The sequence below is a fragment of the Exiguobacterium sp. CH10 genome (assembly GCF_018617635.1).
Taxonomy (GTDB): Bacteria; Bacillota; Bacilli; order Exiguobacteriales; family Exiguobacteriaceae; genus Exiguobacterium; species Exiguobacterium aestuarii_A.
On sequence record NZ_JACSKO010000002.1, the window covers coordinates 35,439 to 49,732 of the forward strand.

Consider the following 14,294-nt stretch of genomic DNA (forward strand, 5'->3'; position numbering starts at 1 on the left):
GAGGGGAATGACGCGACGTATGAACGATACTATTTTAAAAGCGTTTAAAGGAGAGGCGACAGACTATGTACCTGTTTGGTATATGCGCCAAGCCGGACGCTATCAACCGGAATATCGAGAGATTAAAAAGACGAGGTCACTATTCGAGATCACGCATGATCCTGAACTTTGTGCATATGTCACGGAACTTCCGGTGAAACAACTCGGAGTCGACGCGGCCATTCTATATAAAGACATCATGACGCCACTTCCGTCGATGGGAGTGGATGTCGAGATTAAGAGCGGAATCGGACCGGTCATCGACAACCCATATCGAACGATGGAAGATGTGGAACGCTTAAAGCCGTTAAACCCAGATGATATCTCATACGTCTTCGACACAATCCGTTTACTTCGGGAACGATTAGAAGTACCGCTCATCGGCTTTTCAGGGGCGCCGTTCACATTGGCGAGCTACATGATCGAAGGTGGTCCATCACGGAACTACCATCGCACGAAAGCGCTCATGTATGCAGAACCGGATGTCTGGAATGCATTGATGGAAAAACTCGGTGATATGGTCATCACGTATGCGAAAGCGCAAGCGGATGCTGGCATTCAAGCGTTCCAATTGTTTGATTCGTGGGTCGGGACGCTCAGCCGTAAAGACTACGCGCGTTACATCAAGCCGACGACGGAACGAATTTTCAAAGAATTACGTTCACTCGACATCCCGCTCATCATGCATGGAGTCGGAGCGAGCCATCAAATCGAAGAATGGCACGACCTTCCGCTTGATGTGGTCGGGCTCGATTGGCGTCTATCGGTACAAGAAGCGCGCGACCGCGGGATCACAAAGGCTGTCCAAGGAAACTTAGACCCGTCATTCTTACTGGCACCGTGGCCGGTCATCGAAGAGAAGGTAAAAGAGATTTTGGATGAAGGAATGAAGCAGCCAGGATACGTCTTCAACTTGGGGCATGGGGTGTTCCCGGAAGTCGATCCAGCCGTACTCGTCAAATTGACGGCATTCATTCACGATTACTCACGCGAAAAAATGGGAGGCAATGAATCATGAAAACAGTCGGACTACTTGTCATGGCGTACGGGACACCGTACAAGCCGGAAGATATCGAACGCTACTACACGCACATTCGGTACGGACGTAAACCATCGCCGGAAGCGCTCCAAGATTTAACGGAACGCTATGAAGCGATTGGCGGCGTATCTCCACTCGCAAAAATCACGATCGATCAAGCGGAGACGCTTCGTGACATCTTGAATGAGCGCCATGTAGGTGAAATCGAGTTCAAACTGTATATCGGATTGAAGCATATCGAACCGTTCGTAGAAGATGCGGTCGCGCAAATGGCGAACGACGGCATTAAAGAAGCGGTATCGGTCGTCTTGGCACCTCATTACTCTTCATATAGCGTCAAGTCATATAACGGTCGTGCTCATGAAGAAGCAGCGAAGTATGGCATCGACATCCGTTCAGTCGACTCATGGTATGACGAACCTAAGTTTATCAACTGGTGGGCAGAGGCGATCAAAGAGACGTTCGCGAACTTGCCTGTACCGGCTGAAAAAGCATGCCTCATCGTATCGGCACATAGTCTTCCTGAAAAGATCTTGGCTGGGGGCGACCCGTATCCAGATCAATTGAAGGAGACAGCAGATAAGATTGCTCAGGCGACAGGTGTACCGAACGTGGAAGTCGGTTGGCAGTCAGAAGGAAATACACCGGATCCATGGATTGGACCGGATGTGCAAGATTTAACGGCTGAACTTTATGAAAAGCATGGCTACGAAGCGTTCGTCTACACGCCGGTCGGCTTTGTCGCAGATCACCTCGAAGTATTGTTCGACAACGATGTCGAATGTAAAGTCGTCTGTGACCGCCTCGGTGTCCATTACGCACGTCCAGCTATGCCAAATGCAGAGCGAAGCTTCATCGAAGCCATCGCGGATCGAATGGAAAGCGTGATTGTGCATCATGCGTAAATTTACGATTGTCGGTGGTGGGATCACAGGTCTCACCGCCGCTTTTTATGCGGAGCGTTATTTGCCGGAAGACGTTTCAATCACATTGCTCGAGGCGACAGACCGTCTCGGTGGGAAGATTGACACGTATGAGACGGGCGAGTTTGCGGTTGAACGTGGACCGGATTCGTACGTTTTTCGAAAGACAGCTATGACAGAATTGATTGAAGACGTCGGTTTAGGTGATGAACTCGTTCGAAACGGCGTCGGACAGGCTTACGTTCTCCATCATGACGGACTCCATCCGATTCCGAAGCAGACAGTGATGGGAATTCCGCTAGATGTCAACGCGTTTCGTGAGACGACGTTGCTCTCGGAAGAAGAACACGAAGCTTTGAAGAAGATGTTACTGACACCACCTGATGTAGAAGTTCCAGACTCGGACGTCTCACTTGGTCTTTACCTTCGTGAACGTGTCGGGGACCCAATCGTCGACCGCTTGATCGAACCGTTGCTCTCTGGCATCTATGCCGGGGACATCGATCAAATGAGTGCGATGTCGACTTTCCCGCAGTTCATCGAGGGAGAAAAGAAATACGGGAACTTGTATGAAGGGATGCGTCATCTACGTCCCGAACAACGGGTCGCGGAAGTCGGGGCGAAGAAGGTCGGTCAGTTCGCCTCCTTGAAGCGAGGACTCAAATCACTTACGGATCGACTGGCTGAACGATTAGAACGGACGGAGGTCGTATTGAACTGTACCGTCGAACAAGTGTCCGAGCGCGAGGACGGTTATCGGTTATTTACGGGTCGTGGAGATATCGATACGGATCATCTCGTATTGACGGTCCCACCACGTCTCATTCGTCAGTTCCTCCCGAAAGTCGACAGTGACTTTTTGGCGGATATGAAACCACATGCGACAGCGACTTGCTCGCTTGTCTTTAAGGAAGAAGATATCGAGCTCCCATTCATCGGAACAGGATTTGTGACGAGTCAGGAAGCAGACGTGACGATAACGGCGTGTACGTTCATCGACCAGAAATGGCCACATGCCGTGCCGGAAGGGTATCACGTCCTTCGCGTCTTTTTAGGTCGCCCGGGGGCAGATGATATCGTGGAAGCGTCCGATGAAGAAATCATCGAGACAGCGTTACGTGATCTTCGTGGTCTCATGAAAATTCACCGTGATCCGATTCAGGCAGTCGTCAGTCGACTTCGTGACGGGCTGCCACCGTATGCCGTCTTTCATGCGGATCGCGTCAAAGCGCTTCGTGCCGAGATGAGCCGGGTATATCCTGGAGTTATTCTGGCTGGAATCGCCTATGACGGAATCGGGATGCCGGACTGTGTGAAGAGTGTGCGGGAACAAGTGAAGGCATTGCGTGAAAAAAATTGAGATTTGATGAAGGGAGGGTTCGGATTGTTCCGAATCCCTCTCTTTTTGTTATAGTTAGAAGCGAAAGAGAAAAAGGAGTGATGGAAGATGGCAACGTATAAACTTTTTGTATCAGACATGGACGGTACGATTTTGCACAACCACACCAAGATTGCGAACGAGACGGCAGAAATCGTTCGTGAAGCAGAGGCAGCAGGCATTCGATTCGCAATTGCGACGGGGCGCAACTATGTGAATGCGAAACAAATCCTAGATGAGGTTGGCCTTTCTTGCCCAATCGTATCGTCGAATGGGGGACGCGTGCTCGACACATCAGGAGAAGTCCTTCATGAGATCGACTTGACGATCGAAGAGGCACTTCAGGTCATTGAAGTCCTTCATCAAGACCATAAGTATGCGGACGTCTTTTACGAGATGTACACGGAAGCTGGACTCGTGGCGAGCCGTGGCGACTTGATTGAAGCATCGATGAAAAACCTGAAAGCGAATGGTGACGACCGCTCGCTCGAGATGTATGAATTCTTTAAGAATCGCTATTATGTCAATGAAGACGTCAAGATTGTCGACGACATCGAGAGCTTCATTCGTGAGGAAGCAGGACGTGTCTATAAGTTCATCGCGTTTTCAAGCCATCTCGAGAAAATGACGGCGCTTTGGAAAGAAATCGAAGCACAAGTCGAAGGTGTGTACGTCACATCTTCAGGTAATGACAACATTGAAGTGATGGCACACGGCGCAGATAAAGGAAACGGTGTGACGAAGCTCGCTGAACATTACGGTATCGATTTATCAGAAGTCGTCGTCATCGGTGATAACTTGAATGACGTACCGATGTTCAAAGTGGCCGGAAAAGGGATTGCGATGGGGAACAGCCATGAGGACTTGATTGCTATCAGCGACCACGTCACAGAGCGTCACGACGAGTATGGGGTGGCGAATGCCTTGAAACGAGTGATGACAGGTGAGTGGAAGTAAAAGATTTGTCGAGTCATCGTCTCGTCTCGTATAATACGAGTAACGAACATCCGACTAGGAGGAAATAGACTGTGAAATTTATTTTTAATCCAGATATCCGCGACCCAAAGCTTAACTTGGCGGTCGAAGAGTATATCTTAAAACACTTGAACGTAGACCATGAAGACTACTTCTTGTTCTATATTAACGGTCCATCGATCATCATCGGGAAAAACCAAAACACGTCTGAAGAGGTCAACTTGAAGTACATTGAAGAGAACGGCATCGATGTCGTACGTCGCCTCTCTGGTGGCGGTGCCGTCTATCACGATGAAGGAAACTTGAACTTCAGCTTCATCACAAAAGACGATGGCAACTCGTTCAATAACTATAAGAAGTTCACGCAACCGATCGTGGATGCCTTACGTAACCTCGGTGTCGAGGCGGAGCTAACAGGCCGTAACGATATTCAGGTCGGTGAACGTAAAATCAGCGGGAACGCACAATTCACGACGCGCGGACGCATGTTCAGCCACGGGACGCTCATGTTCAATTCGAACATTGAAGAAGTCGTCAACTCGCTCAACGTTTCGGAAGAGAAAATGCGTTCAAAAGGAATCAAGTCGGTCCGTAGCCGTGTGGCGAACATCACTGAATTTTTAGAGCGTGAGATGGAAATGGAACATTTCGTCGAGGCGTTGCTCCATTCGATTTACGATGGAGAGCAGCCAGAGCGTTACGTGCTTCGTGACGAGGATTGGGAAATTGTCCATGATATCTCGAAAGAACGTTATGCGAACTGGAACTGGAACTTCGGGAAATCGCCGAAGTTTGATGTCGAGTCGAAACGTCGTTTCCCAATCGGGACAATCGATGTCCGCTTGAACGTCAACAAAGGAACGATCACTGAAGCGAAGATTTACGGTGATTTCTTCGGTGTCGGTGACATCCAAGATGTCGAGCAGGCGCTCGTCGGGACTCGTTTCGAACGTGCGGCTATCCGCGAGCAATTGTTACAACTCGATCTGAAGCACTACTTCGGAAATGTTGAGCTCGAGGAATTGGTTGATTTGATTAGTTAAAAGTAAAAAGGTGTTTCGGGATGCATTTCCGAAACACCTTTTTGATGTGATTCAAAGAAAGGTTAACTTATTTCTGCTTTAAGGATGTCTAGGTTTCTCTCATAAAAATCTATATTTTGTTCAAGTCCTCTACGATTACACCACCCAATACTGTTAAAAGCATCAGTAAATCGATAAAACGGAAGAACACGTTCGAGATCGATCAATGGTCGAATACTTGTGTAACCTTCTTGATAGGCTTCATATAACTGTAAGTCATGACTCAGATAGTCCCGATAAATCTTAGTGAAATCGACTTCTGTTGAACCAAAACGAACGGTTTCAAAGTCAATCAAACTTGAGACTTCAGATGATGTGACAAGGATATTACCTGGTCTAAAATCCATATGTATAAAACTAGGTCCATCAGATTCTGGGAGCTGCAGTTTCATTTTTTCAAAAGTATGAATGGCTTTGTTATATAATGATTCCTCCAACAAAGGCTTTGCATCTATCGCAAAACTATAAAATTGACGATCTAGAAATTGTGGCCACTCTTGAAAAACATTTTCGATATATGTGGTCTTTTGATTAGCTGGTTGTGGAATGGAATGCATCTTAGCGTGCACTTGTCCCACCTGAAAAGCGATTGTGGCCGATGAATCTACGGAAAGTTGTACACCGGTTGATTCTTTCAAGAGCAGGGCACCGATTGAATGTTCATCACCGGTCCAAAAGTCTAGCAATGTCGGGATTGGAATGTGAGCTTTTAAAAGTCGGTAAGCTTCAAGTTCACGAAACAATTTCACTCTCGAGAATGGGATTTTGATATAGACAGTCTCACCACTAGTTTGCACACATCGATAAACAGTTGAACTAAATGAATTTTCAACAGGAGCGGAATGTTGGATGTCCAAATCAAAGATATGAATAAGTTTTTCGAGCAATGTTCTCCCCCCTCAATACAAAAATCTATACATCTGACTAAAATACTTTACTCCAAAGTATAGCAAAGGATTATAGATGTTTGGCAGTTTCGTGAACGTTGATGCTACAGATTGCACCTAAAAAAAATAAGGCGTATCATAATTTATGCAAACGCTTTCGTAGAGGCTGATCAAAATAGGAGGAGTAACCATGTATCGAAGGCTCAGTGAATGGATGGATCCAAGTCGGATGTGGGTAACGGAACAAGCGACGTTTGAACGGGCTGTCATGGCGGTAGGGCTAGAGTTGGAACGTAAAGAGGTTGTCGATTCTTCATTTACACGAGTAATCCTAGATCAAGAAGCGATTATTCCGTCCGGAGTGAGTGACGTGGCCGAGCCGGTAGCTGTCATCGACGTACCGCTCTATATTTCAAAACGAGACGGCATCTCACTCCTTCATCTGTTGAATCCATGCGAGATGAAGACGATCACTGGTGAAACGATTAACGCGAAAGCCATCTTATTGATTACAGCTACAACGGAACCGAAAAAGCAGGCGTATCATAAATTGATTGATGATTTACTCATGGATGATGAGGCACTCCAAGCACTCGTTCATGTCAAAAGTCGTACCGGATTATATCATGTACAGACGAACTTTTTGGAAGCGTTTTCTTATTGAAACATTTCATGTACAATAGAAGTAATTGAAAAGAGCGCGGACAACGTGCTCTTTTTTATGGCTCAAAAGTGAATCATCATTCATTTAAAGGGGGATTACCATGGCAAACTTAGTCAAGTCACTACAAGAAGTGGTGGCCGCTCACCCGCAAAAAGCGGCGTATGTGTTTGGGGAAGACACAGTGAGTTACGGACAGTTTTATGGGCAAGTCAAGGCGATGGCATCGACGTTTGAACAAAAAGGGATTGGACAAGGCGATCACGTCGCCCTCGTTCTCGGCAACAGCCCAGCGTTCTTGATCGCGTACTTCGCCGTGTTGTCACGTGGAGGGGTCGTCATTCCGATCAACCCTACATACACGCCTGATGAAATGGCCTACATTCTACTTGATGGAGACGTCAAAGGAATTGTTGGCTTGTCACCGCTCGTCGCGCAGGCAGAAGCTGCACTCTCGAAGTTACCTCAGTTGAAACTTGTCATCTCTGTCCCATATGCGGACGTACCGGCATTGAAGCGTGAAGGCGAAATTGAGTTTATCCCGTTTGCGGAAGCGTTCGCTGCGACAGAAGGAACGTTCATTGAAGTCGATGAAGAAGAGGTTGCCGTCATTCTCTATACGAGTGGGACGACCGGGAAGCCGAAGGGCGCATTATTGACGCACCAGAACCTGTTCTCGAATGCGCATTCAATCGGGGAGTATTTGGACATTACACCAGAGGATAAAGCGTTAGCGGCATTGCCGATGTTCCACGTCTTCTGTTTGACCGTCATTGTGAATGCACCACTCCTTCGTGGGGCGACGATTGTCATCTTACCAAAGTTCTCACCACAAGATGTATTCGACTTGGTGCCAAAGCATCGCGTGACGTTCTTTGCAGGAGTACCGACGATGTACAACTTCTTGCTGCAGACGGCGATGAAAGTACCGGCCTATACGTCCGCGTTGAAACATGTCCGCGTGTTCGTCTCAGGAGGGGCAAGTTTACCGGTCCAATTGCTCGAGTCATTTGAGCAGATGTTTGAATGTAAGATTCTCGAAGGGTATGGTCTGTCTGAGGCGTCACCGGTCACTTGCTTCAACCCGCTTCACGGCGAGCGAAAAGCGGGATCGATCGGACCTTCCATCGTTCATGTCGAAAACAAAGTCGTCGACGAGCTTGGGGAAGAAGTCGGCGTCGGTGAAGTCGGAGAGTTGATTGTACGTGGACCGAACGTCATGAAAGGGTATTACAAGTTACCGGAAGAGACGATGATGACGCTTCGCGACGGCTGGCTCTATACAGGGGATTTGGCTCGACGTGACGAGGACGGTTATTTCTATATCGTCGACCGGAAAAAGGATATGGTCATCGTCGGAGGCTATAATGTATACCCTCGTGAGGTAGAAGAAGTTCTATATCAACATCCTGATATTGTGGAAGCGGCGGTGATCGGTGTGCCGGATGCGGAGCAAGGCGAAGCGGTGAAAGCGTTCGTTGTCACGAAACATGAAGATGTGACAAAAGAGGATATTCGTGCGTACACGCAAACGAAGTTGGCGAAATATAAGCAACCGACTTATATTGAAATCATCGAAGAGCTTCCGCGAAATACGACAGGTAAGATTTTACGAACCGTCTTGAAGAGCGAGGCATTCCAAAATAGTTGAGTAGAAAGGAGCGACTTCATGTCGTTCCTTTTTTTATCCTTTCATTTGACACTATTACGGGGTAGGGGTATATTGGTGGTGAGGTGATCAACATGGATGAATTTTTGCATGAACAACCACTCGTTCCGCGTGATGATGCTGAGCGGGAGGCACTCGGAAAGCGTCTAAAACGAATCGAAGGACAAGTCCGGGGAATTCAAAAGATGGTCGAGAATGACCGCTATTGTGTCGATATTTTGACACAGACGTCAGCAATCCAGGCCGCGCTGAAGCAAGTCGAGATGCAACTGTTAGAACGCCATATGCGCAAGTGTTTGGTTCACGCAAGTGAGACGGAAAACATGGAACCTTACATTGATGAATTGATGACGATTGTCAGCCGCATCAAAAAATAAGGAGGGATTTCATGAAAACCGTTGAGTTATCCATACAAGGAATGACCTGTGCGGCTTGTTCGGCACGAATTGAAAAAGTGTTGAACAAAATGGACGGTGTCGAAGCGACGGTTAACCTGCCGCTCGAGACGGCAACCATTCGTGTCGATGAAGGCATTACAGAAGAAGAACTGATCGCCCGAATCGAAAAAATCGGATATGGAGCTGAACCAAAAGTGGAGATGGCGCCACCGCATGACTTACGTCCATTACAGCGGAAAGTCATCATCTCTGCTTTGTTGTCGGCACCTTTACTCCTCGTCATGTTGACGCATATACCAGGACTCGGATTTCATGCACCATGGCTGATGAACCCATGGTGGCAACTCGCTCTTGCCACACCCGTCCAGTTTTGGATTGGGGCACAGTTTTATCAAGGGGCCTATAAGAGCTTGAAGAGCGGCTCGGCGAACATGGATGTGCTTGTCGCAACGGGAACGTCGGCCGCATACTTTTATTCCATTTTTGAAATGATTGTGCACCCGATGAATCCACATCTTTACTTCGAAACGAGTGCCGTCCTCATCACGCTCGTATTGCTCGGGAAATGGTTAGAGGGACGAGCGAAAGAGAAGACGACCGATGCGTTGAAATCACTCTTATCGCTTCAGGCGAAAGAGGCGATCCTTTTTGTCGACGGAGAAGAACGGTCTGTTGCCGTTGAACTCGTCAAGGCAGGAGATGTTCTCGTTGTTCGTCCGGGAGAAAAGATTCCAGTGGACGGACGCATCATCGAAGGGGAGACGGTCATCGATGAATCGATGTTGACCGGTGAATCGATTCCTGCCGAGAAAACGGTCGATGCTGAAGTCGTCGGCGGTACGATCAACCAGTCCCACCGAATCCTTATGCGGGCAGAACGAGTCGGGAAAGAGACAATGCTCGCTCAAATCGTACGTGTCGTCGAGCAGGCACAAACAGATAAGGCGCCGATTCAACGGCAGGCCGACCGTATCTCTGGTGTGTTCGTGCCGATTGTCGTAGCCATCAGTGCCGTCACGTTCGCTGTCTGGGCGTTTCTCTTGAATGATATCGATACGGCCATTCGTGCATCGATCGCAGTACTTGTCATTGCCTGTCCGTGTGCCCTCGGATTGGCAACGCCGACATCGATCATGGTCGGAACCGGACGAGCGGCAGAACAAGGTGTGTTGTTCAAAGGTGGCGGGCAACTCGAGTCACTTAATGAAGCAAACATCGTCGTTTTTGACAAAACAGGAACATTGACGAACGGAACACCGGAAGTGGTAGAAACGTTCGGAGATGAAGCGGCGCTCCGCCGTGCCGTCATGGCAGAACGCCAATCGACACATCCTTTGGCGGCGGCGATCGGTCGAGAACATGGCGATGGTGTCGTGACGAAAGTCGAAGAGTTGGCGGGTCGTGGCATCAAAGCGGTCGTTGACGGGAAAGAACTCATCATCGGGTCTGTTCGAATGATGGAAGAGCTCGGATACAACTTGCCAGATTGGTCGATGCGAGCGATGACCCCGGTCTATGTCGCAGATGAGAGAGGGATTGTCGCGGCGTTCGGACTACAGGATCAATTGAAACCGAAAAGCCGCGATGTCGTGCAGGCACTTAGCCAAACACGTGACGTATATGTCTTGACGGGTGACCGAAAAGAAGTCGCTTATGCGATTGCCGACGAACTTGGCCTTCCACACCATCATGTCATTGCCGAAGTCCTTCCGGTCGAGAAGGCAGACCAAATCGAACGCTTGAAGCAATCAGGCCGTGTCGCCATGGTGGGGGACGGTATGAACGATGCTCCTGCCCTTGCGGTCGCAGACGTCGGGATTGCTTTTGGGAGCGGTACAGATGTCGCACTCGAGGCGGCAGATGTTACAATTGTAGGGCATGACATTGAAGGTGTGAGCCGGGCGATGAATATGAGCCGTTTGACGATGAAAAACATTCGTCAAAACTTGTTCTGGGCGCTCGCTTATAACAGTCTTGGCATACCGGTCGCTGCAGCGGGGTTACTTGCCCCATGGATTGCCGGTGCGGCGATGGCGTTCAGTTCGGTGTCTGTCGTCTTGAACGCATTACGATTAAAAACACAAGGAGGATCATCATCATGAAAGAAACAACATTGACAGTAGAAGGCATGACATGTAATCACTGCAAAGCTGCCGTTGAGGGAGCGTTGAATGAATTGAACGGTGTCGAATCAGCAACCGTATCACTCCAAGAGCATCGGGTCGACGTGATTCACGAAGATTCTGTCTCACGCGAGGCGATGGTCGAAGCAGTCGAAGAGCAAGGATACGACGTAAAGGCATAATGACGAAGGGTCCCGAGTAAAATCGGGACTTTTTTTGTTGTATTCAACAAATAGGATGTGTGCTATATTTAAGTTGATAATGAGAATCGGTATCAACAGGAGGCGGACATCATGGAAATCATCATGATCAGTGGAGTGTTGGCGTTGATTAGTGGGGGAACAGCGTTTTTGGCGCAACAGCTACGAACAAATTCAGTACGTTGAAGAAGGTGCGATTTCGTTGCCTTCTTTTTTTTGACTCTAAACCTTTCCCATCATTTCACGACAATTGTTTGATATGATGAGAAAAAACGTGTTGAGGTGACTTGAATGTATACAATCTACTTAGTCGACGATGAAGCAAACTTGAATAAAATGCTCGTCACGTATCTAGAACAGGAAGGATACAACGTTCGCTCATTCGCGGACGGGACATCCGCGCAAGAAGCGATCCCGGATCAGCCAGACTTATGGGTGCTTGACATCATGCTGCCGGACTTGGATGGTTTTCAATTGCTGAAACAAATCAAGGCCGTCAATGCCAATACACCGACCATCTTCATTTCAGCCCGAGATGAGGACATCGACAAAATCATCGGTCTTGAGATGGGATCAGATGACTACATCGCCAAACCGTTCCTTCCGAGAGAACTTGTCATACGCGTTAAGAAGTTGATTGACCGTGTCTATGGGTCGAAGTCGAATGAACATATCGAGTACGGGGAGTATACGATCTATCCGGACAAACGACTCATCAAACATGGGGACGAAGAGATTGATTTGACTTCGAAAGAATTCGACTTACTCCTTCTCTTCCTCGAACATCCGGGTTCGGCTTTATCGCGTGAACAGATACTTGAAGGAGTTTGGGGGAACGATTATTTCGGTTCGGACCGAGTCGTCGATGATTTGGTGCGCCGCGTTCGCAAGAAATTGCACCGACTCGAGCTTGAAACGCTTTACGGTATCGGCTACCGTCTCGTCAGACCATGATGAACGCCCTCAAGCCAAAGCGTCTCATGTGGAAGATATGGGTACTCATCTTGCTCATCATCGTGACCCTCGCGCTCATGATTTTGATCACCATACGCTCTTCCATCACCCAGTTCATCGATGAACAAGTATATGAGACGTTACGAGATGTAGACTACTATTTGGGCAACACGAACGAATTAGAGAACTATCCACAAAATCCGATTGAGTATGACCGACGTCAACAAGAGTCACGTTCGGTCAACCAACTGATTTTTCTTCCGAACGGACGAATCATTTACGGATCGGCACCGCTCGAATTGACGAATCGCATGTATCAAGAAGCGTTGAATCAAAGTGGGCAAGTCGAGCGATATCAGACGACGATTGATGGGGAAGACGTCTATTACATTATTCGTCAAAATGAATATGATGGAACGATCGTCTATCAAGCTTCATATGCTTGGGATGCATACCGTCGTGAATTAGTATCGACGTTATATTGGCGCATTTCAATTCTGATCGGTGTCATCAGCCTCTTGTCACTCATCCCGGCACTGCTCATGTCTCGCCAGTTGACGAAACCGATTGTCGAGATGGAACGCGCGGTCGAGAAAATCTCGAATCGCCAATGGGAGACGGCTCTTCCACTAGATCGTCAAGACGAACTTGGACAATTGGCCCACTCAATCGATGCCATGCGCAAAGAATTGAAGGAACAGGATCTCGCTCAACAAGCATTACTCCAAAACATTTCACATGATTTGAAAACGCCAATTATGGTCATCCGTGGATATGCCCAGTCGATCGGTGACGGGATCTATCCGACAGGAGACTTGAAAGGGTCTTCTGAAGTCATTGACGAAGAGGCATCTCGACTCGAAAAGAAAGTTGTCGACTTGCTGTACGTGACGAAGCTCGAATATTTCAAAGGACAAGAGATGAAACTTGAACCGATCAATTTGGATAAATTGATGGAACTCCTTGTCGCGCGCTTTAAACTGAGAGGGCAGCTTGATTGGGAAATTAACGGTGAAGGTGGCGAGATGCTCGGGGACGGGGAACAAATCCGGGTCGCATTCGAGAACGTCCTCGACAATGCGCTTCGTTATGCGGAGACATGCATCCGAATTGACTTGAACCGAGACGAGTCTGGCGTGGAAATCATCATCTTTAATGATGGACCACCCGTTGACGAGAGCCTTGATTTATTCCATCAGTTCTCTCGTGGCAAACAAGGGAAGTTCGGACTCGGGTTATTTATCGTCCAACGGATTGTGACACTTCACACAGGGGAAGTCTCCCTTCGAAATACAGGAGACGGAACTGCGGTGAGATTTTATTTTCCGCGACTCAAACCGAACCATGCTTTAAAATCTAACGCTTGATTTTGAAAACCAGCCAAGAAACGGCTGGTTTTTTTATGGGAAATGTCAAAAAGTCGATTTGCGGGGCGTGCAGAATCCTGGTATGAATGACATGTAAGTCATTACATACGTTATGGGGGATGAAAAGATGAGTAGATTGACCAATGAAACGAGAGCTTTAATTCCTGTATTTAACGAGTTTGGCGAAGCGGAGACGCTCGTGTATCAACCGGAAGGCGTGATGCGAGTGAAAGGGTCACCCATCGACCTATTAGAACATGCATGTTTGTACTATGGATCGAGCATTCAAGGCAGAATCGAAGCAGCGCGTCACGTCCTGGGTCCACATCGGAAGACACCTGTCGTGATGGATTGGCACGCTGACGCGGTCTTCTTTCCGACGATTGCAAAGGAGAGTCCAGACTGTGCGTGGATCAATTTTCAGCACGTGACAGCCATCAAAAAAGACGGAAATCAGACACTCATTCAGTTTTTGACAGGTGAATCAGTCAAGGTTCACGTATCCGACCATACGGTGGCAAGGCAAAAACAACGGTCAATCGAATTATCATACGCTTTTCAAAAACGTTTCCATGGCAGCACATTGCAACACGCTTAAG

The 14,294-nt window shown here is 48.1% G+C and carries 14 protein-coding genes; 13 read left to right on the forward strand and 1 reads right to left on the reverse strand.

What is annotated here, in order from left to right:
• Window positions 1-7 precede the first annotated feature (7 nt).
• From hemE to lplA, 5 genes are all read left to right on the forward strand, one after another.
• A complete protein-coding gene (gene hemE / locus KNP04_RS07050; protein ID WP_074032631.1) occupies window positions 8-1,057 on the forward strand; it encodes a uroporphyrinogen decarboxylase in 1,050 nt (349 codons plus the stop codon).
• Window positions 1,054-1,983 (forward strand): ferrochelatase, encoded by a 930-nt coding sequence (gene hemH / locus KNP04_RS07055; protein ID WP_214696193.1) that lies wholly within the window; start codon window positions 1,054-1,056, stop codon window positions 1,981-1,983. Before hemE ends, hemH begins: the two co-directional genes overlap by 4 nt.
• Window positions 1,976-3,361 (forward strand): protoporphyrinogen oxidase, encoded by a 1,386-nt coding sequence (gene hemG, locus KNP04_RS07060; protein ID WP_214875196.1) that lies wholly within the window; start codon window positions 1,976-1,978, stop codon window positions 3,359-3,361. Before hemH ends, hemG begins: the two co-directional genes overlap by 8 nt.
• Before the next feature lie 87 nt (window positions 3,362-3,448).
• Window positions 3,449-4,336 (forward strand): Cof-type HAD-IIB family hydrolase, encoded by an 888-nt coding sequence (locus KNP04_RS07065; protein ID WP_214785398.1) that lies wholly within the window; start codon window positions 3,449-3,451, stop codon window positions 4,334-4,336.
• A gap of 71 nt (window positions 4,337-4,407) precedes the next feature.
• Window positions 4,408-5,397: a lipoate--protein ligase gene (gene lplA, locus KNP04_RS07070; RefSeq protein ID WP_214875197.1), complete on the forward strand. Its 990-nt coding sequence runs from the start codon at window positions 4,408-4,410 to the stop codon at window positions 5,395-5,397.
• Window positions 5,398-5,459: 62 nt separating this feature from the next.
• On the opposite strand, the gene KNP04_RS07075 is transcribed toward lplA, so the two are convergent.
• Window positions 5,460-6,323 carry an aminoglycoside phosphotransferase family protein gene (locus KNP04_RS07075; RefSeq protein ID WP_214875198.1) on the reverse strand — a complete coding sequence of 288 codons (864 nt, stop codon included), beginning with the start codon at window positions 6,321-6,323 and terminating at the stop codon, window positions 5,460-5,462.
• A 190-nt stretch (window positions 6,324-6,513) separates the two neighbouring features.
• Between KNP04_RS07075 and KNP04_RS07080 the strand changes: the two genes are divergently transcribed.
• The 8 genes from KNP04_RS07080 (at window position 6,514) to KNP04_RS07115 (ending at window position 14,293) form a co-directional block, all read left to right on the forward strand.
• Complete coding sequence (locus KNP04_RS07080; protein ID WP_214875199.1) at window positions 6,514-6,987, forward strand: PTS sugar transporter subunit IIA; 474 nt, start codon at window positions 6,514-6,516, stop codon at window positions 6,985-6,987.
• A gap of 100 nt (window positions 6,988-7,087) precedes the next feature.
• A complete protein-coding gene (locus KNP04_RS07085; protein WP_214875200.1) occupies window positions 7,088-8,635 on the forward strand; it encodes a long-chain-fatty-acid--CoA ligase in 1,548 nt (515 codons plus the stop codon).
• Window positions 8,636-8,727: 92 nt separating this feature from the next.
• The gene (locus KNP04_RS07090) at window positions 8,728-9,030 is read left to right on the forward strand and encodes a metal-sensitive transcriptional regulator (RefSeq protein WP_214696181.1); all 303 of its coding nucleotides are present in this window, start codon (window positions 8,728-8,730) and stop codon (window positions 9,028-9,030) included.
• A gap of 11 nt (window positions 9,031-9,041) precedes the next feature.
• Window positions 9,042-11,153, forward strand: coding sequence for a heavy metal translocating P-type ATPase (locus tag KNP04_RS07095; RefSeq protein WP_214875201.1), 2,112 nt, complete (start codon window positions 9,042-9,044; stop codon window positions 11,151-11,153).
• On the forward strand, window positions 11,150-11,356 hold the full coding sequence (gene copZ, locus KNP04_RS07100) for a copper chaperone CopZ (RefSeq protein WP_074032640.1): 207 nt from the start codon (window positions 11,150-11,152) through the stop codon (window positions 11,354-11,356). Before KNP04_RS07095 ends, copZ begins: the two co-directional genes overlap by 4 nt.
• A gap of 309 nt (window positions 11,357-11,665) precedes the next feature.
• Entirely contained in the window at window positions 11,666-12,328 is a 663-nt protein-coding gene (locus KNP04_RS07105) for a response regulator transcription factor (protein ID WP_015880954.1), read from the forward strand.
• Window positions 12,329-12,354: 26 nt separating this feature from the next.
• The gene (locus tag KNP04_RS07110; RefSeq protein ID WP_224860216.1) at window positions 12,355-13,695 is read left to right on the forward strand and encodes a sensor histidine kinase; all 1,341 of its coding nucleotides are present in this window, start codon (window positions 12,355-12,357) and stop codon (window positions 13,693-13,695) included.
• A 127-nt stretch (window positions 13,696-13,822) separates the two neighbouring features.
• Window positions 13,823-14,293 carry a competence protein ComK gene (locus tag KNP04_RS07115; RefSeq protein ID WP_214875202.1) on the forward strand — a complete coding sequence of 157 codons (471 nt, stop codon included), beginning with the start codon at window positions 13,823-13,825 and terminating at the stop codon, window positions 14,291-14,293.
• Window position 14,294: the final 1 nt, after the last annotated feature.